23 protein-coding genes are annotated in these 23902 nt (G+C 38.3%); 20 read left to right on the forward strand and 3 right to left on the reverse strand.

Features of this window, described 5'->3' with window-relative positions:
- The first annotated feature begins 11 nt into the window (after positions 1-11).
- Positions 12-692: an NAD(P)-binding domain-containing protein gene (locus AC59HZ_RS15735; RefSeq protein WP_496546746.1), complete on the forward strand. Its 681-nt coding sequence runs from the start codon at positions 12-14 to the stop codon at positions 690-692.
- A gap of 26 nt (positions 693-718) precedes the next feature.
- Here the strand turns inward: AC59HZ_RS15735 and AC59HZ_RS15740 are convergent, their stop codons facing one another.
- Together AC59HZ_RS15740 and AC59HZ_RS15745 are read right to left on the reverse strand one after the other, a co-directional pair.
- Positions 719-2101 (reverse strand): hypothetical protein, encoded by a 1383-nt coding sequence (locus AC59HZ_RS15740; protein ID WP_496546747.1) that lies wholly within the window; start codon positions 2099-2101, stop codon positions 719-721.
- Positions 2102-2488: 387 nt separating this feature from the next.
- Complete coding sequence (locus tag AC59HZ_RS15745) at positions 2489-2824, reverse strand: hypothetical protein (RefSeq protein WP_496546748.1); 336 nt, start codon at positions 2822-2824, stop codon at positions 2489-2491.
- A 255-nt stretch (positions 2825-3079) separates the two neighbouring features.
- Here AC59HZ_RS15745 and AC59HZ_RS15750 point away from each other — a divergent pair, with 255 nt between their 5' ends.
- The 13 genes from AC59HZ_RS15750 to AC59HZ_RS15810 all read left to right on the forward strand — a co-directional run bounded on the left by AC59HZ_RS15750 (position 3080) and on the right by AC59HZ_RS15810 (position 15647).
- Positions 3080-3412: a 2Fe-2S iron-sulfur cluster-binding protein gene (locus tag AC59HZ_RS15750; RefSeq protein ID WP_496546749.1), complete on the forward strand. Its 333-nt coding sequence runs from the start codon at positions 3080-3082 to the stop codon at positions 3410-3412.
- A 58-nt stretch (positions 3413-3470) separates the two neighbouring features.
- Positions 3471-4238 carry a creatininase family protein gene (locus AC59HZ_RS15755; protein ID WP_496546750.1) on the forward strand — a complete coding sequence of 256 codons (768 nt, stop codon included), beginning with the start codon at positions 3471-3473 and terminating at the stop codon, positions 4236-4238.
- Positions 4239-4484: 246 nt separating this feature from the next.
- Positions 4485-5216, forward strand: coding sequence for an iron-containing redox enzyme family protein (locus AC59HZ_RS15760; protein ID WP_430063029.1), 732 nt, complete (start codon positions 4485-4487; stop codon positions 5214-5216).
- Between the two features lie 123 nt (positions 5217-5339).
- Positions 5340-6818 carry an aldehyde dehydrogenase family protein gene (locus AC59HZ_RS15765; RefSeq protein ID WP_496546751.1) on the forward strand — a complete coding sequence of 493 codons (1479 nt, stop codon included), beginning with the start codon at positions 5340-5342 and terminating at the stop codon, positions 6816-6818.
- 14 nt (positions 6819-6832) lie between these two features.
- Positions 6833-7312: a GlcG/HbpS family heme-binding protein gene (locus AC59HZ_RS15770; protein ID WP_496546752.1), complete on the forward strand. Its 480-nt coding sequence runs from the start codon at positions 6833-6835 to the stop codon at positions 7310-7312.
- A 65-nt stretch (positions 7313-7377) separates the two neighbouring features.
- Positions 7378-7998 (forward strand): chromate transporter, encoded by a 621-nt coding sequence (locus AC59HZ_RS15775; protein WP_496546753.1) that lies wholly within the window; start codon positions 7378-7380, stop codon positions 7996-7998.
- Positions 7995-8525 (forward strand): chromate transporter, encoded by a 531-nt coding sequence (locus AC59HZ_RS15780; RefSeq protein ID WP_496546754.1) that lies wholly within the window; start codon positions 7995-7997, stop codon positions 8523-8525. The genes AC59HZ_RS15775 and AC59HZ_RS15780 overlap by 4 nt, the downstream gene beginning before the upstream one ends.
- Positions 8526-8572: 47 nt before the next feature.
- Positions 8573-9277 (forward strand): GntR family transcriptional regulator, encoded by a 705-nt coding sequence (locus AC59HZ_RS15785; RefSeq protein WP_496546755.1) that lies wholly within the window; start codon positions 8573-8575, stop codon positions 9275-9277.
- A 143-nt stretch (positions 9278-9420) separates the two neighbouring features.
- Positions 9421-9771, forward strand: a complete 351-nt coding sequence (locus AC59HZ_RS15790) for a 2Fe-2S iron-sulfur cluster-binding protein (protein ID WP_496546756.1) — start codon at positions 9421-9423, stop codon at positions 9769-9771.
- A 417-nt stretch (positions 9772-10188) separates the two neighbouring features.
- On the forward strand, positions 10189-11322 hold the full coding sequence (gene ftsZ / locus AC59HZ_RS15795; protein ID WP_496546757.1) for a cell division protein FtsZ: 1134 nt from the start codon (positions 10189-10191) through the stop codon (positions 11320-11322).
- Between the two features lie 320 nt (positions 11323-11642).
- Positions 11643-12626, forward strand: coding sequence for a proline dehydrogenase family protein (locus AC59HZ_RS15800; RefSeq protein ID WP_496546758.1), 984 nt, complete (start codon positions 11643-11645; stop codon positions 12624-12626).
- A 157-nt stretch (positions 12627-12783) separates the two neighbouring features.
- On the forward strand, positions 12784-13782 hold the full coding sequence (locus AC59HZ_RS15805; protein WP_496546759.1) for a VanW family protein: 999 nt from the start codon (positions 12784-12786) through the stop codon (positions 13780-13782).
- A 128-nt stretch (positions 13783-13910) separates the two neighbouring features.
- Complete coding sequence (locus AC59HZ_RS15810) at positions 13911-15647, forward strand: bifunctional metallophosphatase/5'-nucleotidase (protein ID WP_496546760.1); 1737 nt, start codon at positions 13911-13913, stop codon at positions 15645-15647.
- A 42-nt stretch (positions 15648-15689) separates the two neighbouring features.
- On the opposite strand, the gene AC59HZ_RS15815 is transcribed toward AC59HZ_RS15810, so the two are convergent.
- Positions 15690-16739 carry a sulfite oxidase gene (locus AC59HZ_RS15815; protein ID WP_496546761.1) on the reverse strand — a complete coding sequence of 350 codons (1050 nt, stop codon included), beginning with the start codon at positions 16737-16739 and terminating at the stop codon, positions 15690-15692.
- Positions 16740-17002: 263 nt separating this feature from the next.
- On the opposite strand from AC59HZ_RS15815, the gene AC59HZ_RS15820 reads away from it, so the two are divergent.
- The 6 genes from AC59HZ_RS15820 to AC59HZ_RS15845 all read left to right on the forward strand — a co-directional run bounded on the left by AC59HZ_RS15820 (position 17003) and on the right by AC59HZ_RS15845 (position 23880).
- Positions 17003-18382 (forward strand): sigma-54 interaction domain-containing protein, encoded by a 1380-nt coding sequence (locus AC59HZ_RS15820; protein WP_496546762.1) that lies wholly within the window; start codon positions 17003-17005, stop codon positions 18380-18382.
- A gap of 287 nt (positions 18383-18669) precedes the next feature.
- Positions 18670-19767, forward strand: a complete 1098-nt coding sequence (locus tag AC59HZ_RS15825; protein WP_496546763.1) for an iron-containing alcohol dehydrogenase family protein — start codon at positions 18670-18672, stop codon at positions 19765-19767.
- 20 nt (positions 19768-19787) lie between these two features.
- Positions 19788-20780: an ABC transporter substrate-binding protein gene (locus tag AC59HZ_RS15830; RefSeq protein WP_496546764.1), complete on the forward strand. Its 993-nt coding sequence runs from the start codon at positions 19788-19790 to the stop codon at positions 20778-20780.
- A 98-nt stretch (positions 20781-20878) separates the two neighbouring features.
- Complete coding sequence (locus AC59HZ_RS15835; RefSeq protein WP_430063072.1) at positions 20879-21676, forward strand: ABC transporter permease; 798 nt, start codon at positions 20879-20881, stop codon at positions 21674-21676.
- A gap of 1 nt (position 21677) precedes the next feature.
- Positions 21678-22511, forward strand: coding sequence for an ABC transporter ATP-binding protein (locus AC59HZ_RS15840; protein ID WP_496546765.1), 834 nt, complete (start codon positions 21678-21680; stop codon positions 22509-22511).
- 43 nt (positions 22512-22554) lie between these two features.
- Positions 22555-23880 (forward strand): aspartate aminotransferase family protein, encoded by a 1326-nt coding sequence (locus AC59HZ_RS15845; RefSeq protein WP_496546766.1) that lies wholly within the window; start codon positions 22555-22557, stop codon positions 23878-23880.
- The last annotated feature ends 22 nt before the right edge of the window (positions 23881-23902 follow it).

Raw genomic sequence — 23902 nt, forward strand, 5'->3', positions numbered from 1 at the left:
GGAGGATGTCAATGAAAGCAGGTTTAGTCGGAATCGGAAAACTAGGGAATGCGATGATGACGCACTGGCATCGAAACAGCATACCGATAGGGATTTATCACCCCGTGAAAAAGAAGGCGGAAGATTTCGTTCAGCAATTTCAAAATGGATATTATTTATCAGAGCAAGAATTAACCAAATTGGATGTGTTAATATTAGCTATACCAGCCATGCAGGTGTTACCTTTTATTTCAAGCTTAAAGATTGATGTATCAACCCATTTCATTAATATGGCAACCGCTCTTTATACGAAAGAAATAAAAACTAGCTTTCCAGCCCTAAACATTCATGGGGTGAAATTTATGGGTCATTGGAAAGATTTATTGGATCATGGCAATGGCTTGTTTATTACAGAGACTCCATTACCAGCGAATATAGAGGACCTCTATCATTCTTTAGGAAAGATAAAATTGGATCGTGAGGATTGTTTAACTGAGGTTAATAAACTTGCAACCTATTATGCCATAAAAGCAGCTATCGAAATTGAAAAAGATTTTTCTGGGAAAGGAATTTCCTCTGAATATGTGAAAAGAGCCTTAACTTCCTTAGCACCTGAAGTTATTCGTAGTTATAGTGAAGGAAATCTTGGCCATTTTGCGATGGATATTGTAAAAGAAGTGCAAGCAAAGCAAGGAGGAGTCAAACCAAATTGACTCCTCCTTGCTTTATTAATGCTCATTTAAGAAAAAAACAATTGTAAGACAAATAGGTACACCATCACACAGCCGATATATAGGCCGGCAAAGGATAAATTCCAATTTGATACCTTATAGGAACTTTCCTTCACAATGTTGGACATGAGCCCTAGTGTGGCATTATACGGTCCCACAAGAAAGGAAGAAACCGCACCCGCTAACATTGCAACTGTTAATATAGGCGGTGAGATACCGATTACCTCAGGATTGAGCCCTTCGGTCATTAATGCAAGTGACACAGCTGGATGTAGTCCGAGAAAAGCAAAACCTAAAGGAATTAGGGGCAGCAAAATCAAAAAGATTTCTACTCCCGCCACATGAATAAACTGAATTACCAAGCGATCCAACCATTCATTTGTATGAGAAACATTGATGGTCGAGATAAAAAAGCCAGCCGATAAATAAATAAAGAATTGATCCTTCATGCCTACTGAAAACGATTGAAAATGCTGAAATAAATGGGCACCAAACTCTTTACCTTGCTTTAAGCATAAAGACCATGTATAGGAAAAAGGGATAACCATTAAAGAAACGAGTGTTAAGAAGGGGTAAGGAAACTTTCTTTCTACTAATGAAATAACTAGATTAAAGATGATGATTGCCAGTAATATTTGAAAAACTCTTCGCGAACGGTCTATTTGACTTGGTTCAGCGGCAGCTGCTGTTTCATGGGCAGTGAGGTTTTTCTGTGTTTGGATCATTATTTTTGATTTGCGTGCCCCTAGGTACCAGTCCATTCCCATCCCAACAATACTTAGAGGAATGACATACGGGAGAATCGAAACCCAGCTAACTCCCGTCATCGTGATTACGATCCCGACAATCGGGGTAACAGGTGCCCATAGTAACGGCATGGCAAACCCTCGGGTAATCGCACGGCTCATAAACCGTTCTTTATTTTGGACTGGAATAATATCTAATGAAGGCCGAATCGAATAATAGGTCATCGGCAATGTTGCAAGATTCATAAAAATACTAAAAAAGTATGAAAAACCAGAGGTAATCATATAAAGTTGGCCAGAGGTTTTTACCTTTTTTTGAATCATCGTTTGAATTCCACCGCTGTAACCCCCCAGTTTAATAGGGATTCCTAAAATAGGGACTAAGGTAAACATCGTCAATAAATCGAGCATGGGACCAAAGGAAAGGATATATTCCTGCCAGCGGGCACCGCTTGTCCATAATAAAATCAATCCCAGAATCAAAAAGGTACTGCCTAATATTTTAACAAATCGTTTTGCTTGGAAAAGCGTACACAGAACAATGATTAGACTTAAAACGGATAAGATAACCCCAATATCCAGCTGGGGAAGAAGCACGGAGAGTAAATACAATAAAATCACTAAAAAAAATAAAAATCTTTGCATATCATCACCCTAACTTAAAATAAGGTATACCAAAAGAGAAATTCCGGCTGAATTCAGTCACAAATTTGCCACTTTTTAATTAAATCTTGGTATTTGGTATACAATATTGTTGTATTTTTTTATTCAACATTATAAAATGAACTTAATAAATAACATCATCACTAGGGGGAAATTCGATGTTCAACATTCTATTTAATTCTAAAAAATCTGCTGAAAAAGCCGAGAAAAAATTAGCATCATTAAGAAAAATACTTAAATTTTAAAGGTTTGTGAATTCATCCGTCACGCATAAGTGGCGGTTTTTTTTATGCTTATTTTTAATAATATAAAAACCGGAGAGACGTCATATTCTCTCCGGACTTATATATGAATCGTCATGGTAGAAAATTATACCGCTACTTCATCGGATTTGACTAACTTGGAGTTAACTGAATCCTCGCTGTTTCCTGATGCTTTCACGATCTCGTTTAATTCCTCACGTGCCGCTTCAATTGTTTCAAACCTCTCAAAAAACTTTACCGCGATATGATTTACATATTCTTTTCCTTCAAATTTTTCAAATAATTGAATTTTAGCGCTTTCATCTAGAACCTTTGCAATCGTATATTTAGCTCGTAATTGCTCAAAGAAAAAGAAGTGATACGTTTCAACTGGCTCTAGACCATCGTTTTCTAAAATCGTTTGAAAAGTTTCTTTATTCGTCAGCACAACAAATTTTCCCAAATTTGAACACTCCTTTAAATAATCTATTAGACTTTATTGGTAACCGTTCAAAGGTAGATTCATAATATGGACATCATTCCTAGGAACATTGTATACCAAACTGCTTATTTGTATTTTATCTGATGTTGTAGAAATATTCAACAGTATATTCTAAATATTAAAATAATTAAAAAACTAGTTTGCTTCTCTAAGAAAAAGATTGTATACTTCAGGAAAGAGTCAAAATCTTTAGAATAAACGGAAAGGGGAAGTTTTATGCCTAGAGTGATCCTCCATGTTGATGGAACAACTGTTGAACAAGAAGTAAAGGAGAATGCCAACTTAGTCGTGCTGGCAGCTACACGCCAATTACCAAAGTTAAAGTACGGTTGTGGAATGGGGCGGTGTACAAAATGCACGTGCATTGTGATCGATGGAGCAGAGGACTTAGCACCACCGAATTGGAAGGAAGAAAAAATGCTCGGAGATAAGGTAAACGAAGGATATCGCTTGACCTGCCAACTAACTATTCAGCAAAATATCGAAATCTCTCAAGAAAATATTTTGGTACCGCTTCCAAAAAAACAATCGGCAATTCAAGTAAAATAATTTTTTGTTCCATTTATTGGTATACAATATACAAAAATAAAATTGCAGGTGATTTGTAATGGATTGTTACGATTTAACCAGGATGACTTGGAAAGAGGTAGAGGGAGCATTAAAAAGTGCTAAATTTGCCATCATTCCTATCGGGGCTCATGAACAGCATGGTCCTCATATGGCCGAAAGTTGTGATGCAGTTTTAGCAGAAAGAATGGCTAAAAGGCTTGGGGAAAAAATGTTTCCCTTTTGCATAGTCACTCCAACCATAAATATGGGTGTTTCCCAGCATCACTTAAATTTTCCGGGAACCATTTCGCTTGAGCCAACAACCTTAATTGCAATATTACATGACATGATCTCGTCTTTAAAACATCATGGAATCGAAAAGTTTTTATTATTAAATTCACATGGCGGCAACCAATCTACTTTAAATGTGGCATCAATGACATTAACAAAAGAACTGGAAGTTGAAATTTATTACGCTAAAACAACAGCATCCGCTAAACAATCGATTAAGAATTATGTTACTTCAACTTTATTTGGCCACAGCTGTGAGCGTGAAGTTTCCGAAGCCTTATATTTGGCTCCAGAGCTCGTGCGGCCTGAATTACTTGAAAAAGGGGATATTCAGGAAGATGGAAGATGGAAGCAGCTAAGACCGGGGAATGCCATCCAAGGGTTTTATTATTATGAAGAAATGACCCAAAATGGTTGTATCGGTGATGCGACTAAAGCCAGCTGGGAAATTGGCAGGCAAATTGTCGAAGAATCATTGGAGAACCTTTCGAAAGAGCTATACAAATTATTAAAGATAGAAGTAGAAACGCATTAATAGATCTGCCAGAAACCAATTATCAGATTATAACAATCTTTTAAAAATTCTAAAAATTATATTTACAAACGATAAAAAATAGGATACTATTTATTCAAGGGTATACCAAATAAGCAAAAATGTTAAAGAGGGCTAGATAAATTCTATCAATCTTTTATTTTTACCCTCTCTTGGTATACAAAATATCAAATACCAAGTACCAAGTACCACTTGGGACAGCTACATAACATTGAGGAGGAGATCAAATTGACAGAATTATTATCAAAAGACGAATTTCGCAAACAACTGGAAGAAGCGATTAAAGGAAATCATAGCCAAAAGGCTCCTTTTACATTAGCGTGGGCTGAAGGGAAATTAGAAAGAAAACACTTTGCAAAATGGGCTGAAAACCATTACCACTATGTTGGACCTTTCGCTGACTATCTAGCGTATATTTACCACAACACTCCAACCGCTCAAAAGTTTGAAGCTGCAAAGGATTTCACTCTACAAAATATGTATGAGGAAGAAATTGCTGCTGACCGTCACACTGATTTGCTGATTCGTTTCGCTGAAGCATGTGGAACTACCCGTGAACGCGTTGTTAATCCTGATAATATGGCTCCTACTACATTAGGGCTTCAAAGCTGGTGTTTCGCGGTTGCCGCACGTGAAAACTTTGTTGTTGCCACTGCTGCTTTAGTTGTTGGCTTAGAATCTCAAGTTCCTGATATTTACCGGAAGCAGACTCCTGCATTACGTGAACAATATGGATTTACAGATGAAGAAATTGAATTCTTCGATTTACACATCGTTTCTGATGAAATCCATGGTGAGCGTGGTTACAAAATCGTTCTAGATCATGCCGATACTCCAGAATTACAGCAACGCTGCTTGGAAGTTGTAAGAACAGGAGCAAAAATGCGCCGCATGTACATGGATGGATTATGGAGAGAGTACTTAGAGCAGGATTTGGGAGCTTTAGTAGAAGCGAAATAATCTTAAAGCTCGTTAATAATAAGACGGATTCAAAAATGGACATTTTTGAATCCGCTTCCTTTACATGCCGCCCTATTTAATCTTGCAGTTTAAGGTTTAAATGGCGGCTATTTTTATAAAGAAATGATGGTGATAAATGTGCTAACTACAAAAGTAGAAACATTCAATAACTTAATAGATGGAGAGTGGCAGGAATCTGTTAGCCAAAAGACGTTTTTTAGTGGAAACCCGGCTAATAAGGAAGAAATTGTGGGGGTATTCCAAGCTTCAAATGAACAGGATGTCCGATTGGCGATAGAGGCGGCGCAAAAAGCCTTCCCGGCATGGTCCCAAACGGCACCATCTAAACGTGCAGCGATCTTAAATCAGGCAGCCAGCATTCTCGAACTAAATGCCGCTAAGTTGGCCGAAGAGTTAACACGCGAAGAAGGCAAACATATTGATGATGCTAAAAATGAGGTCCTTCGTTCAGCGCAAACGCTCCGGTTTTATGCAGTGGAAGGTCAGACCTTTACTGGTGAAACTTTCCCGAATGATGATCCGAATATGAAGGTATCGACTGAAAGAGAGCCGCTTGGAGTGGTGAGTGTCATTACTCCGTGGAACTTTCCCCTTTCAATTCCAGCCAGAAAAATAGCACCTGCTTTAATTACTGGAAATACCGTTGTTTTCAAACCTTCGTCAGATACACCACTAATTGCATTTCGATTAGTCGAAGCCTTATATCAAGCCGGTATTCCAAAAGGCGTCATTAACTTCGTAACAGGAAAAGCTTCAGATGTGGGTGATATATTAGTAACCCATCCTTCTGTAAGGGCAGTCACTTTTACAGGCTCTACTAGTGCCGGGGAAGATATCCATCGAAAAGCATCTTTTACAACTCGCACACAAATGGAGCTTGGGGGCAAGAATCCGCTCATCGTTATGAACGATGCAGACCTTGATTTGGCCGCAAGCTTGACTGTAAACGGAGGCTTTTCCTTAACCGGGCAAGCGTGTACAGGAACAAGCCGTGTGATCGTTTTAAAAGAAGTGAAAGAGGCATTTGTTCAAAAGCTTATAGAAAAAACCAGCGCTCTTAAAATTGGAAATGGATTTGAAAAAGGCGTAAAAATAGGCCCGCTTGCCAATGAGAAACAGTTTAATAATGTTTTAAAGTATATTCAATATGGTAAAGAAGATGGTGCCACATTGGCTTTTGGCGGTAATGCCTTAACAGAGGGTGAGTACCAAAATGGGTACTATATCCAGCCAGCGATTTTTACGAATGTAAATCCGGATTCACGAATTGCCAAAGAAGAAATTTTTGGACCTGTGATTGCTGTGATTGAAGTAGATACATATGAAGAAGCCATCGCCATTGCGAATGATGTTGAGTATGGTTTATCTGCTTCCATCGTCACCAATAATTTAAAAGTTGCCAACCAATTTACAAAGGATATTCAAGCTGGAACCGTTAAGGTGAACCGTACGACAACGGGCAACTTAATGAACGCACCTTTTGGAGGGCTGAAAAAATCAAGCACCTCCACCTTCCGTGAATCTGGAAGAGTCGGCTTAGAGTTCTTTACCCAATTAAAAACAGTCTATATTGGCTATTAAGGAGAGATTCATACATGAAAACTGCTTTAAAATTAGAATTAGAAGAAGCAAAAATCTTGATTGAGGCGGCTAAGAAAAAGTCAGAGGAAATCAATGTGCTAGAAACCATTGCTATTGTGGATGATGGAGGGAACCTGATTGCGCTGGAACGCATGAACGGTGCACGCATCACTGGTCCAGAAATTGCGATTGCGAAAGCTTACACGGCTTCCGGTCATAAACGGTCTACCCATTTATTTAACAAAGAGCCAAATGGTCCTGCTCTCCCTGGAAATGAAGCGTTTGGTATTAATCAGATGCTCCCTGGCAAATTTGCCATCTTTGTTGGCGGCTTCCCGATTGTGGTTAATGGTGAAGTTGTAGGGGGAATTGGTGTCAGCGGAGGAAACGGCGAACAAGATACAGCCGTTGGTACTGCTGCATTAGCAGCATTGCAAAAGTTTGTAGAAGGTGATGGCCTTGAGGTCATAACTGATGCTGATATAAAAAAATAACGAAAGCTGGACCTCATTCTTTGTTTCAAAGGCAGAATGGGGTCCATGTTAATCAACGGGGAATTTTGTTAATAAAGGGGGAGAATCAACTGAAACCATATGTTGAGTTGGCTATAGGGTTTGCACGCACAGGTGTTACTGGATATGGAGGCGGTCCCTCTACGATTCCGTTGATTGAATTTGAAGCTGTTCAAAAATATAAATGGATGACAGAAGAGGAATTTGGGGAAATTTTGGCGTTAGCCAATACGTTACCGGGTCCGATTGCAACAAAAATGGCGGCTTATATCGGATTCAAAGTGAAAGGATCGTTAGGAGCAACAGTTGCCATCCTTGCACACATTCTTCCATCCATCATTGCCATGATTGGATTGCTTGGGGTGCTTTATTCCTTTCGAAAATCTCCAATTGTAAGCGGAATGGTACAGGGGGTAACGCCTGTCATAGGATTTATGTTATTGGAGATGGCCTACCGATTTTTCCAAAATGGACGCAAAGGCTTAGGATTATCGAAAATGGTCATACTATCGGCCGTTTCTTTGGTATTTGTTCAATTTCTTGGGTTACATCCAGGGATTCTAATCGCCGTTTTTCTGATTGCTGCTTATTGGATTGCTGACCGAAAAGAAAAAGCAACTGCACCCGATACGAAAGTCCTCTTGCAGAGAAAGGAAAAAAGCTCATGATTTATTGGCATATTTTCTGGTCATTTTTTATTGCAAATTTATTAGGCTACGGCGGCGGGCCTGCAACGATTCCATTAATTCAGAATGAAGTTGTTAATCATTATCATTGGATGAGTGTTTCAAAGTTCGGTGATATATTAGCTATTGCAAACGCCTTACCGGGACCAATTGCCACGAAAATGGGAGGGTTTATTGGTTATCAATTGGCAGGAATTCCAGGTACCATTATTGCGCTGGCAGCCACAATTCTTCCTTCCGCTCTGGCTGTAATTGTGTTATTTAAGTTTGTCAATCTATTTAAGGATTCTCCTAAAATCAAACTGATGACAAAATCAGTTCAGCCGATTATTGCCATTTTACTAGCCGTAATGGCCTATCAATTCTTTTTAACCGCGTTTGAAAAAAGTGGTGTTTTTCATCTTTTACTCTTAGCCTGCATTAGCTATTTCGCATTAATCAGGCTAAAGATTCATCCTTCACTGGTCATTGTATGTGCATTGTTTTATGGAGGGTTTTTTTTATCTTAAGCGGATAAACTTAAGGAAAATACTATAATAAATAAGCGGGTGGAGCAATGGAAACAAGATGGGAGGAAAACAATTTATTATCAATACGAGAACATGCCTATCTATATTTAAAGGAAATGATTCTAGAGGGAGAATTTAAAGCGGGAGACCGGCTGATCGAAAGAGAGCTTGCGGGGAAATTAAATATTAGCCGTACCCCAATTCGAGAAGCCTTGTTCCGGCTGGAATCACAGGGCTTTGTCAAAACTGTTCCCAGGAAAGGTGTCGTGGTTACGAACATTTCTGAAACAGAAGTCATTGAGGTATTTACCATCCTTTCATCATTGGAGGTTTTGGCAGTAAAGTTGGCAGCACAAAAGATGGATAAGAGTACCCAACTCGAATTAGATCAAAAAATCCAAGAACTAATTGAATTGGAAAGGCTGGCGGAAGAGAACTTTAATTTTGAACATATTCAAATGAATCAACTGATCAATAAAGCTTCAAAAAGTCCTAAATTATTCGAAATTCTTTCCGGCCTGATCGATTATATACATATGGCCGCGAATATGGGGTACGAAACTCCTGGGCGACGAAAAGAATCATTAAAGGAACATATCGATATCATGAAGGCCTTACGGGATAAGGAATCGGATATGGCTGAGTATTTAATGAGAATTCATATTGAAAACTCTAAAAAGGCATATATCACCTATATGGAAAATGTAAAAGAAAAGCTTAATAAAAAGGATAAATTAAAATCTCCCATTTAAGCTTGCGAAGGCCACACCATTACCGGTTTGTGGTCTTCATTTTTAATAAAATAGAATAATAAAACAAAAGTTTTGTATTGTCTGAAAATTAAAATTATGGTATATTGTATACCAAGAAGATGAATCTAAGGGAGGAAAACGACATGCCAAAAATAAATTTCATAAACAGTAACAAACAATTAGAGGTGCCGGAGAATGCTAATATTTTGCGAATGTCTCTTCGTTACGATGGAGAACTCCCAAATCGATGTGGCGGAGGAATCTGCGGCACATGCGTTTTTAAAGCGGAAAATGGAGCTGAATTCCTTGATAATGTAAAGATCCAAGAAAGAAGAAAATTGGGGGAAGAGTGGTTAGGGGAAGGGTATCGATTAGGCTGCCAAACATTTGTGACAAACGGCGACATCTCTATTTCATGGGATGACGAAATTACCGAACAAGTGAAAAAAAGAAAGCCGGATAAACTGCAAAAGGAAGTAACAACGGCAAAATAATTTTTATAGGGGTGAGATCATGTGGGCCTGTAACAGTCATATGAAAGAAGTATTATCATTCTTAGATATTCCCCATATTAGCAAGGCTTCCTACCATATCAAATGTTCATTTTGTGATAAACCTGCACAAGTAAAAGTTTATTATGCTCATCAGCCAATAAAATATAAAAAGTATAAAGAATTCCAAGATTCGTCCATCATTTCACGCACCTCTTAAAAAAGCTGTCATTCGACAGCTTTTTTTATCATTTTTTGGTGGAGAATGACCTCAGGACTATATAAAAAACACGATAATTTTGCTAAAATATTAAAAAGTATCTAAAATTACATAACAATGACCTTTTCTAATTATAGGGAATTATTCTATTATTTTCCGATTAGTTACATTATAGGTTTTGATAAATTGGAGGAATGAACATGTGGGATATGGATATGGATATAGATCAAATCGCAAGGATAAAAGTAATAGGCGTTGGCGGCGGCGGAAATAACGCGGTTAACCGAATGATTGAAGGCGGTGTACAAGGGGTTGAATTCATCGCTGTTAACACAGATGCCCAGGCTCTTAATCTATCAAAAGCAGAGATTAAAATGCAAATTGGTGCTCAATTAACAAGAGGCTTAGGAGCAGGTGCCAATCCGGAAGTCGGCAGAAGAGCCGTAGAGGAGAGCAGGAAACAGCTAGAAGAGGTATTAAAAGGAGCTGACATGGTCTTCGTCACGGCAGGAATGGGCGGCGGTACAGGAACAGGAGCAGCGCCAGCCATTGCAGAAATTGCTCATGACCTCGGCGCATTAACGATTGGAGTTGTCACACGCCCATTTGGATTTGAAGGAAGAAAGCGTGCACAAAACGCAGCAAGCGGAATCGAGTTTATGAGGAACGCGGTTGATACCTTAATTATTGTGCCGAATGACCGCTTATTGCAGATTGTCGATAAAAAGACGCCTATGATCGAAGCCTTCCGTGAAGCCGATAATGTCCTCCGTCAGGGTGTCCAAGGAATTTCGGATTTAATAGCCGTCCCAGGATTAATAAACCTTGACTTTGCTGATGTTAAAACCATTATGTCTAACCAGGGAACGGCCTTAATGGGGATTGGGGTTGCAAAAGGTCCTAATCGCGCTGTGGAAGCTGCCAAAAAGGCGATTTCCAGTCCGTTACTCGAAACGTCCATTGACGGGGCACAAGGTGTTCTCATGAATATTACAGGCGGAAGCAATTTAAGCTTGTATGAAGTACAGGAGGCAGCGGATATTGTCGCTTCTGCCGCAGATCATGAATTAAACATGATATTTGGTTCTATCATTAACGATAGTCTAAAGGAAGAAATCATGATTACGGTTATTGCTACTGGTTTTGATGATAAAGAAGGCTCTAGATTAAACAAGGCTTCAAACCTGTTAGGGTCAAAGCCGCCTTCACAAAGAGAAACGATAAAAGAACAGAAGGTTAGTGAAGAAGCGGTGCCTGAAAATGGAAGACAATGGATGGAACCTGAGGAAACGCTTGATATTCCAACATTCCTACGAAATCGAAATAGAAGATAAATCTTTTGGCTGCCGAATGTCACTCGGCAGTCTTTTAATTTGAAGGCTGTGTTAAGGGTTATTGTTGATTTTTTAACACTGTTGATTGGAGCGCAAATCAACAGCCAAGTTTAACACAGTCATTTTGAATAATTTTTTTCGAAAAAGAGCTATACTATTCAATGGTGAAATAATCAATATTATCAAGCTATATATAATTTAAATAGGACTAACCAAAAATAATGAATATGAATTAATTATAGTAGGAAAATTCGCAAAATCATTTTTTATGAAAGCGTATGCTATAATGATTCTATTCATACAACAAAGGAGTTTTTGTAATGTTAAAAGATTTCTTTATGGGTTTATCACAAAACCAATTTCTAAATAGTGCTGCAAAGAAATACGGGCTTAAATTAGGAGCGCAAAGTGTTGTTGCCGGGACCACTATCGAAGAAACGATTAAAAGCATTAAAGAATTGAATGCGCACGGTATTTCAGCTACAGTTGATAATCTTGGCGAGTTTGTTTTTGAAAAAGAAGAGGCAACTAAGGCTAAAGAACAAATTCTTAAGGTCATTGAGGCCATTCATGAAAATAACGTCGATGCTCATATTTCCTTAAAACCAACTCAATTAGGATTGGATATTGATTATTCTTTTTGCTTAGGCAATTTACGTGAAATCGTTCATCTTGCGAACAACTACGGGATTTTTGTTAATTTCGACATGGAGGATTACGGTCATCTAAAGCCTTCGTTTGATTTATTAGATGAATTGTCCATGGAATATGGGAATGTAGGTACTGTTATTCAGGCTTACTTCTACGAAGCGCAAGAAAACCTTGAAAAATACAAAAATTATCGGTTACGTCTCGTAAAAGGCGCTTATAAAGAGCCTGAAGAGTACGCTTACCAAGATAAGAAAGATATTGATAAAAACTTCATTAAATTAATCGAATGGCATTTAGTCAACGGAAAATTTACTTCGATTGCTACTCATGATCACCGTATCATTAATCATGTGAAGGAATTTGTTAAAAAGAACGATATTCCAAATGATAAATTCGAGTTTCAAATGCTCTATGGTTTCAGAAAAGACATGCAGCTTGACCTGGCAAAAGAAGGCTACAACTTCTGTACGTATGTTCCTTTCGGAAATGACTGGTATGGCTATTTCATGAGACGACTTGCAGAAAGACCTCAGAATTTAAATCTTGTTGCTAAACAAGTATTTAATAAGAAAACGAACACCATTATCGGTGTAGCTGCAGGCGCCTTTTTATTAGGAAGAATTTCAAAGGCTAATAATAATAAACGCCGTTAATTAAATAACAATTCATACATTATGAAGCTCCTGCAAAAGCAGGGGCTTTTTGCATTTCTGAAATATCATCTAATTCAATTTTAGAAGTAATTTAAACATGCTGCCCTGAATAGGATAGGTGAGTGGGATTTTAAAGAATAAGAGGGAGTCTACTATAATGGGTAAGCAATCACGTGCAATCTCAATATTACTAATTAGTAGTTTAATAGGGTTAACTGGATGTACAGATAAAACAACTGCAAAACCACCAGAGAGTAAGGTAACAGAGCCGCAAAAGCAGCCTGAAACAAAACCTCAGGAAGAAACGGTCAAGGAAGAAGAACAAAAGCCTATCACGGTTAATATCGTTGATCCAAAAACAAAAGCGATTATAAAGACCCTTCTTCCTCTTGAAATGGGCTATGATACCAATAAAGAAACTTATCAAGAGGAAATTGGGAAATGGGCAAACGAAATGGCAAGGGGGACACCAACAACGCATGGCTACGATCAGAGAATGATTCTTGACAAGATTGATGCGAATGGACAAATCATAAAAGGAAAGCCTCAGGTTATTTTAGAAGAATCCGAGTTAGTGGAAAAAGTAATGGCGGCATCGGTTCATGGCGGTGACGTTGAGCTTCCACTTTATGTCACGGAAAGCGGCTATAAACCAGAGGATGCTGCCCATTTAAATGAAGTGGTCGTGGCGAGCTATTCAACCAGATTTGACAGCGGGGTAATCGGGCGGTCAAAAAATATTGAGTTGTCTTCTCAAGCTATTAATAATGTCATTGTTGGTGCTGGTGACTATTTCTCCTTTAATACAACAGTTGGTCCGAGTGATGCCGCGCATGGCTATCAAAAGGCAAAGGAAATCGTCAATAAGCAATTAGTCGATGGTATTGGCGGAGGAATTTGCCAAACCTCTTCCACTTTATTTAACGCAGTCGATCAAATAGGCATTAGTTATGTGGAAAAACATCATCATTCATTGTCAGTGGGATATGTACCTGCAGGACGGGATGCCACGGTCTCATATGGAGGGCCAGATTTTAGATTTCAGAACACGAAGGGTGTTCCGATTTTAATTAAAACCATTTACGGAAAAGGGAGATTAACGGTTGAAGTTAGAACATCCATTGCTTACCAAAGCCTTATTGCTAAAGGAAATTAATAAAGGCAGAATCTAAGTGGATACCACTAGATTCTGCCTTTTTATTTTCCAATCGAACGCTGTATATTCCTCCAAATATAAGCGAAAAATACCTTTGTCTTTTTAAGATTAACCAAAGGAGGAATATTATGGGATGGATCAATAGGTCGTTCATGTCCTTAATTATTTTAACTATTGCAGGATGGACTGGAAATCAGGATGTTTCCGCCCATGTTTTGGATGATGCAAATTTAAGCAAGCGTCAAGATGTAGAGGCAAGCAGACAGCAGACAACTGGTACAGGTGATCAAGGATTATCAGAAGAGTACCATGGTCATAAATCAAACAGGCCAGAAACAAAACTTAAGAAACCAAAACCACAAGCAGCCAATAGTCGATTTAAACAAATACAGCTTTTGGGTATTAATGACCTGCACGGTCAATTAAATGTTACAAGGAAAGTTAATGGAAAGCCAGCAGGGCGTGTCGACTATCTTGCAGCTTATTTAAAGCAAAGAGCAGCCGAGAATAAGAACACGCTATTTGTACAGGCTGGTGACATGGTCGGGGCAAGTCCGCCTGTTTCCGCTCTTTTACAGGATGAACCGACTATTGAAATCTTAAATAAACTTGGCTTTGATATTGGAACGGTTGGAAACCATGAGTTTGATGAGGGAGTAAAAGAACTTCTCCGCCTGATTAACGGGGGAACACATCCTAAAACGGGAAATTTTGCGGGTTCTAATTTTCCATGGATCGTAGCAAATGTAATAGATGAAAAAACAGGAAAAACGATTTTACCGCCTTATAAAGTTTTAAAAGTAGACGGAATGTCCATTGGCTTTATCGGAGTGGTTACTACCGAAACTCCTACAGTTGTGGTCCCTAGCGGAGTGGCGGGATTAAAATTCACAGATGAAGTAGAAGCCATTAATCGAAACGTGGCAGAATTAAAAAAGCAAGGTGTGAAATCGATTATTGTTTTAGCACATAACCCTGGTTCATCAGGACCAAATGGAGAAAATCCAACAGGGCAGCTAGTCGATATTGCCAATCGTGTCGATGACGAAGTGGATATTATATTTGGCGGACATAACCATGCGTATATGAATGCCACCATTGATAATAAATTAATTGTTCAATCCTATTCATATGGAACGGCATTTTCTGACGTGGATATCGAAATCGACCCTAAAACAAAGGATATTGTTTCAAAAAGAGCAGAAATCGTCACAACATTTCAAGAAGGTATCGAACCAGACCCGGAGATTAAACAAATTATTGAAGGCTATGAAGCAAAAATTGCCCCAATCGTAAATCGGGTGGTCGGGTCTACCTCTGTTCCTTTAACGGCACTGCAAAATGGAAATGGGGAATCCGTCTTGGGAGACCTTATCGCTGATGCTCAACGGTCCTCGATGGGCACTCAATTTGCGTTTATGAATCCAGGCGGTATTCGCGCAGATATTGATGCAGGGGATATCACCTGGGGTGAGGTTTATACTGTTCAGCCTTTTAATAATGAGCTTGTCAAGATGACAATGACAGGACAGCAGATTCGAGACTTGCTCGAACAGCAGTGGGGGACGAAAACGACCATGCTGCAAATTTCTGGTTTAACCTATTCGTGGGACCCTAATAAACCAATTGGACAAAGGGTAGTGAGCATGAAGCTCCCAGATGGAACAGTGCTTGATCCAAATACCCCTTATACAGTGACGGCAAACATCTTCCTCTCTGGCGGGGGGGACGGGTTCACGGTATTTACGAAAGCACAAAACAAAGAAGTGGGACCATTGGATTTAGATGCACTCGTCAATTATATTTCAGCACAGCCAAAGCCATTTACCTATAATATTCAGAACCGGATTCAGAAGGTTCAATAATCAAGAATAGGGTGTCAGGCACCATCAACGGTGCCTGACACCCTATTCAATCTTAATCGTGATTTGATCCCATGCATTGTAGCCGTACCCATTTCGATTCCAAAAAGGATTTGATGGCTGGATGCGATTGAAGGAATCCGTTGCTTTGGATATGATGGTGTATTCACCATTTACTTTAACGTCCCACTCATATGACCAAGGGACCCAGCCGTAGTTTCCTCGACTATGATGACCTATAACAGCGAATGCCCACGTTTGACCTTTATCGGTACTAATTTCAACCTTAGTAATATCGCCCTTACCTGTCCACGCAATTCCTTTAATGATATGTTTGCCTTTACGGAGGGTGTCTCTATTAAGCGGTTTTTGAATAGTTGAATTCACCTTCAAGCCTGTTACGGGGAAGGATCCTTCATCATTATTCTTATATGGATAATAAACATAGTCTTTTGATTGAAATGGTCCAGTAAAATGAGAATCGATTAAGGTTATTTGTTTAATCCATTTTACTGAAGCCATACCATACCAATGAGGAACAATTAACCTTAATGGGTAGCCATGCTTGAATAAAATTGGATGATTATTATATTCGTAGGCTATGATGGTGTCTGGATGCATGGCTTTATCTAAGGGAAGGCTTCTCTTGAAAGTAAAAACACCGTCCAAGTCGGTTCTATTTCCGTAATCATATCCTTCCACGACAACTTCTTTTGTACCATCTTTTATTCCGGCTAACACAAGCAGTGTTCTTAAAGATACTCCTTTCCAATAGCCTTGACTCATTGCTCCTTTTTCCCATTGTTCTCCAAATACCTTTGGTTCGAATAGGCCTCGCTTATTACCTGCACATTCCAGGGCAACCTTAATGGTTTTTGCAGGGTACTTAAGAATCTCCTCCATTGAAAATAATTTGGTTGTTTGAACATGACCGTTGATAGGTAACCAATAGTTAGAAGTGGTTAGCGGTGGATAGGAGAAATGGTTTCTCCGATAAAATAATTTAGGTGGAAGAATGTCTGTCTCAATAAACTGAATAGGTGTTTCTTTATTTTCAGGATGCAGTTTATGAATGGTAAGAGAAATATTTTGCATGAAAACCTCCTTATTAATGGAGCTGTAATAGTAATAAATATGTTCCTTTACTAATGTATTTGATGGAATTCTCATTTTTTAATAAAAAGTATTGGGAAAGGAAAAGGTTATATATTTCAATTCAAATATAAATAAAATATTCAAAATTGTATAAAATCAATTAATTATTTGATATAACTGAATTATTGGTGGATTTTTCTCTTCATTTATTCAAAATTGAATAAATGAACTAGTATAAAAGATGGTGAGAGGAGGAGTTTTTTATGGTCAATGAAAAAAATAGTTGGAACGAAAGTGAAGCCATTCTGCACTCATTGCAAGATGATATTCTAGTGACGAATACGGATGGGATTATTTTGAAAGTAAGTGAAGCCACCGAAGGTATTTATAACTTAAAATCGAATGAAATGGTTGGCAGGTCGGTTTATGAACTTGAAAAAGAAGGAGTTTTTACACCAATCTTGACCCCCATGGTGTTAAAAGAAAAGAAGAAAATTACAATTGTTCAAACTACAAATGATGGGAAAAAATTATTGGTTACTGGGATACCGGTATTCAATCAGGATAATCAACTTGTGCGAATCGTTAGTTATTCACATGATATTACTGAGTTACTAAATATGCAAAAATATTTAACCGATATGGAAGATGAAATGGAAAGAGTAAAAAGTGAGCTTGAAATGCTTAGAAATCTTCATTTCTTTACTGAAGGCATGATTGCAAGCGGAGATGAAATGAAAAAGGTTTTACAACTTTCTTTACAGGTAGCTGAAATCGATGTAAATGTGTTACTTCTTGGTGAATCAGGAGTTGGGAAATCGCACATTGCGAAATTTATTCACAATAAAAGTCCTAGAAAAGATGGTCCATTTATTGAAGTGAACTGTGGGGCGATCCCTGAATCACTATTTGAGGCAGAGTTTTTTGGTTATGAATCTGGGTCCTTTACAGGTGCAAGCAATAAAGGAAAAGTAGGTTTAGCGGAGCTTGCAGAGGGTGGGACATTATTTTTGGATGAGATTGGGGAGCTGTCGTTAGCTAATCAGGTAAAAATATTGAAGTTTATACAGGAAAAACAGTTTTATCGTGTCGGAGGAACAAAGGTCCGAAATGTTGATTTCCGTATCTTAGCAGCCACAAATAAAGATTTAGAGAAAGCGATTGAGGAAAAAACGTTTCGCCAGGATCTTTTTTTTCGTCTAAATGTTGTACCTATCACCATCCCTCCATTACGAAAACGTTCAACGGACATTATTCCCTTAGTTGACTACTTTTTAAAGTATTTCTCTGATAAATATGACAGAGAACGAGCCCTAGATGAAGGTGTTATTCATTTATTGCTGACAAATGAATGGAAGGGGAATGTAAGAGAGTTAATCAATTTAATTGAGAGGCTAGTGGTTACGTCCTCTAAGCAGTTAATTGAAGTAGAAAACCTGCCTGAACGCTATCGAAAGACATACCAAGAGGTTGCAACGATTGAAGATGGGAATCGCTCATTGGATGAAATACTTGAAAGCGTTGAAAAGCAAGTATTGTTTAAAGCTAGAAAACGTTACAAAACTATGACTCAAATCGCCAAAGCATTAGGCATCAGTCAACCATCAGTGTTTAGAAAACTCAGAAAATATGAAATAGATTAAAAAGTGGCATAAAACTTGCATAATTTATTGTTAATTGTAAGAAAAATTTACGTGGAGGATGGGGGCGGAAAAGAGAGTTATTAATAGTATAAAATTAATATTTATACAACAATAATAATCGGAAAATATATTTAAATAATTAGAGGTATGTATATTTATTTCCATTTATCTATAAACAATTAATTACTGAATATTAAAAATCTATATTGACATAAGAATTTTGAATATTTATATTAAAAGAATGTTATATATCTTATGATTTTTCAATAATGTAAGGGGGATGGAATATGAAAGTGACTGTAGGACCTGGACAGTATGTAAGAGAGGCCGGTATATTAACAGCGGTTGGATCGTACATAAAAAATTTCGGAAAAACTGCTGCACTTATTGGCGGACAGGTTAGTGTAGATATTGTACAAGACACATTAAGAAAGAGTTTGTCCGCAGAAGGTATGTCTATGTTGCCCTCCCTTTGGTATGGTGGAGAATCTTCTGAAACCAATATTAATAGACTGGTAGACAAATTACAGAGCCAAGAATTCGATGTTTTGATTGGAACAGGTGGAGGCAAAGCCATTGATACGGTTAAAGCTGTGGCATTCAAACTAAATAAACCATTGGTTGTCATCCCTACCATAGCGGCCACATGTGCTGCGGCAACACCTATTTCTATTCTTTATAACGATGAAGGTGAATTTATTGGTATTGGGAGGGAGTCGAAGGCTCCAGAACTAGTCATAGTAGATTCAACCATCCTTTTAAAAGCTCCCGTTCGCTTTTTAATAGCGGGGATTGGTGATACGCTTGCAAAATGGTTTGAAACACGGGCTACTATAAAAAAAGCGAATTCAACTGCGTTAAATCAAACCGCCTTTGCGATAGCAGCTCAAGTTTATAAAACTCTACATGAAATTGGTCATGAAGCAATTCGATCTGTTGAATCCCTTACTTTGACGAAAGCTTTTGAAGATTGTGTCGATACGATTATTTTAATAAGCGGAAGTGTGAGCGGGTACGGTGGGGATGATTGTAGGACAGCAGGTGCCCACGCCATTTATTCAGGCTTAACAATATTTCCGGAATGTCATCAATCGTATCATGGTGAAATTGTCGCCTTCGGAATCCTTGCGCAATTATGTATGGAATCGAAGGAAGAAGAGCTGCCAAACTTAATTCGTTATTATCAAGAAATCGGACTTCCCTTTACTTTGGAGCATATGGGTATAAAGGAATTAACCGATTATCAATGGGAAAAGCTAGGTGAAATAACCGTCACGATTGAAGATATGGCAAACATGCCGTTTGATGTCACACCGGAAATGGTGATAAAAGCTGTAAAACAAGCGGATAGAATAGGAAAAGAGTTTTTAAGTATTTCATTATAAATATAAAGGGGGAAAAAGTAATGAAAAAATGGTTAATGGTTGTTTGTTCGATGATGTTATTACTAGCGTTAGCGGCATGCGGAAAAGAGGAAGCTTCGGGCAATTCCAAGAATGGAAAGTCGTCTGAACCATTGAAAGTGACGCTGCCAACTTGGACGGGTTATGGCCCATTATTTTTAGCCAAGGAAAAAGGTTTTTTCAAAAAGAATGGTATTGATGTGGACCTTTCTATTGTTGAAGGATTAGGCGAACGAAAACAAGCGCTGGCAAGTGGAAAAATTGATGGAATGGCAACGGCGCTTGATGTCCAGGTATCTTTAGCGGCTTCAAATATTCCGGTTCAAGTTGTTTGGTTATTGGATGATTCCCACGGCGGAGATGGGATTCTCGTGAAAAATAATATTAATAGTGTAAAAGACTTAAAAGGAAAAACGGTTGCATTTGAAGTAGGATCTACAAGCCATATGCTTGCCCTCCAAGCATTAAAACAAGGCGGATTAACAGAAAAAGATGTACAAGTCGTTCAAATGTCAGCTGGAGATGCAGGAGCCGCTTTTGCTGCCGGTAAAGTTGATGCAGCGGTAACATGGGAGCCTTGGTTAACAAAGGGATCACAAGCAAACGGAAAAGTATTGTTAACAACAAAGGATCTGCCTGGAATTATTGTCGATACGGTCAGCTTTAAGGAAGATGTTATCAAAAACCGTCCCGAAGATGTAAAAGCATTTGTTAAGGCGATGGGTGAAGCGATGACATATTGGAAAGAGCATGAGAAAGAAGCAAACGAAATTATGGCCAAAGGTCTAAAAATCGATTTAAAAGAATTTGAAGGAACAGTAACCGGATTAAAATTTTTCTCCAAAGAGGATAATCAAAAACTTTTCGGAACTGAAAGTGCAAAAGGTGACATTTATCAATCAGCTGAAAATGCAATTAAGTTTTACAAAGATCAAAAGATAATTGACAAAGAACCAAAAGTGGATAATGTTATCAATCCAAGCTTTCAAAAATAGAAAATAGGATTTTTATGAAGCCTGACTCATGAGGTGTTCTTCCTGCCTTATAGGTTAGGCTTTTTTATAAAAGATTAATAGAGAAAATAGGTGATTTAATGTTAGCTAAATTATTAACTCCTAATAAAGAAATATCTAAACCGCTTTATACATCAGCAGGCTTTCTTACGTTTCTTCTATTATTATTGGTATGGTCCGTGCTAAGCTACGGTAAGTTGGTGAATCCTCTATTTTTACCAAGTCCGTCAGCAGTGTTAGCTACAGCCGTTGATTTATTCGTTAACGGAGACATTCTTTCAGATATTGGAATTAGTTTTTCGCGGGTGTTAATGGGGTTTCTTATTGCTGCCATTATTGGAATTCCTTTAGGAATCTTAATGGGATCATTGAGGATTATGGAAGGGGCATTTGAACCTGTCATCGGATTTATTCGTTATATGCCAGCTTCAGCCTTCATCCCTTTATTGATTTTATGGATTGGTCTTGGAGAGGCTGAAAAAATGAGTGTGATTTTCTTAGGAACATTTTTTCAGCTTACGTTAATGGTTATGGATGTGACAAAAAACGTTCAAAATGATTTGGTGGATGTTTCCTATACTTTAGGGGCCAAGAAGGCACAGGTTTTTACAAAGGTAATTCTCCCAGCTTCCTTGCCAGGAATTGTCGACACCCTTCGGATTACGTTTGGATGGGCGTGGACTTATTTAGTGGTAGCTGAAATTGTCGGTGCATCAAGCGGATTGGGTTACATGATTATGCAAGCATCAAGGTTTTTACAGCCAGATAAAATCATCGTGGGGATTTTAATCATTGGTTTATTAGGCCTCATAACCGATATTATTTTTAAAGCCATTTACCGCGCTTCGTTTTCGTGGATGAGAAAGGATGGTTTGTAGGATGGTGACTCCAGTTGTAAAAGAAATAGAAAAAGTAAAACCGATATTTCCTAAAATTAGTAAACCAAAATTAGAAATTAAAGAAGTAGGTAAAATCTTTAAAACAAAAAGCGGAGAAACGACAGCATTAGAAAAGACTTCCTTTTCGATTGAAGAAGGAGAGTTTGTGACGATTTTAGGTCCATCTGGGTGTGGAAAATCAACCGTTTTGCGAATCGTTGCAGGATTGGAAGAATCAACATCAGGTAAAGTCCTCCTAGATGGGGATGAAATAAAGGGACCTGGTCCTGACCGTGGAATGGTATTTCAATCCTATACCTTGTATCCATGGTTAAGCGTTAAAGAGAATATTACCTTTGGTTTAAAGTTAAAAGGAATTTCACAAAAAGAACGGGACGATGTGGCACGTCATTATTTGCAATTAATTGGTCTGGAAGGCTTTGAGAAGCATTATCCGATTCAATTGTCAGGTGGTATGAAACAACGTGTCGCAATTGCCCGCGCTTTAGCAAACGATCCGAAAATATTATTAATGGATGAACCGTTTGGGGCCTTAGATGCGCAAACGAGGAACATCATGCAGGAAGTGTTATTAAAAGCATGGGAAGAATCAAAAAAGACGATTTTATTCATTACCCATGATGTAGATGAATCTATTTTCTTGGCAGACTCTGTTTATGTGATGACAGCAAGACCAGGACGATTAAAGAAGAAGGTTCCGATTACCTTAGAAAGACCAAGAGATTTCAGTGTGAAGGCGACCGTGGAATTTGCAGAGTATAAGGAAGAATTACTCTCTCTAATCAGGGAAGAAAGTTTAAAATCTATCAAATAATAAATTTTACAAGTTATTATTACTTATTGGGGGATCAAAAAATATGGGGAAAAATTGGGAACATCTTGTGAAAAATATGCCAAATCGTCTTGCTCCTAGTATGGCAAAGGACCATCCGAATCTACCTGTTGTGAAAGAAGAGGGCTGTTATTACTACGGTGTTGATGGAAAAAAATATCTTGATTTTACATCCGGAATTGCTGTCACCAATGTTGGACACCGGCATCCAAAAATTGTTCAAGCGATTAAAGATGCAGCCGATGAGTTAATGCATGGACCTTCTGGTGTCATTATGTACGAGTCCATTTTACGATTAGCAGATGAGCTAGCCGAAATATTACCGGGGGACCTAGATTGCTTTTTCTTTGCAAACAGTGGTGCAGAAGCAATAGAAGGTTCAATTAAGCTCGCAAAATATGTTACAAAACGGCCTTACGTGATTTCTTTTACAGGTTGTTTCCACGGCCGTTCATTAGGGGCGTTAAGTGTCACCACTTCAAAAAGTAAATACCGAAAATTTATGCAGCCATCCGGTCTAACCTATCAAATTCCTTATGCCAATGTGAAAGAGTGTCCGCAAGGTAAAGATCCAGAAGCATTTGTTATTGAAAAACTAGAAAAAGATTTTGCTAGTCTATTTAGTCATCAAGTTACTCCGGAAGAAGTGGCATGTGTTATTTTAGAACCGGTCCTTGGAGAAGGCGGATATATCGTTCCACCAAAGGGCTGGTTGAAAAGAGTCCGTGAAATTTGTGACCGACATAACATTTTACTCATTTTTGATGAAGTCCAAACTGGATTTGGACGTACGGGTGAATGGTTCGCGGCACAAACTTTTGATGTCACTCCTGACATAATGGCAATTGCAAAAGGGATCGCTTCTGGTCTCCCTTTAAGTGCAACTGTCGCATCGAGTGATTTAATGAAGCAATGGCCGCTTGGCAGTCATGGGACAACGTTTGGCGGTAATCCAATTGCATGTTCAGTTGGACTTGCTACTTTGGAAGTGATGAAAGAGGAAAATCTTCTCGAAAACACAAGGAATATGGGGAAGTATGCAGTTGAACAGCTTGAGCGGATTAAAGAAAGGCACTCTGTTATCGGCAGCATTCGTGCTGTTGGTCTAATGATTGGAATTGAAATTGTTGATCCAAAAACTGGGGATCCGGATGGCAAGGCATTGTTAAAAATTCTTGATTTGGCGCTTGAAAAAGGGGTATTATTTTACCTTTGCGGAAATCATAGCGAAGTAATTAGAATGATTCCACCGTTAATCGTCACAAAAGAACAAATTGATGAGGGATTAAAAATTCTAGATGAAGCATTATCTGAATATGAAGCAACAATTTTGAATCTTGTAGAAAATTAAGTCAAAAAGAAAACCCATGAAT

Source organism: Neobacillus sp. DZ-9, from assembly GCF_059587065.1.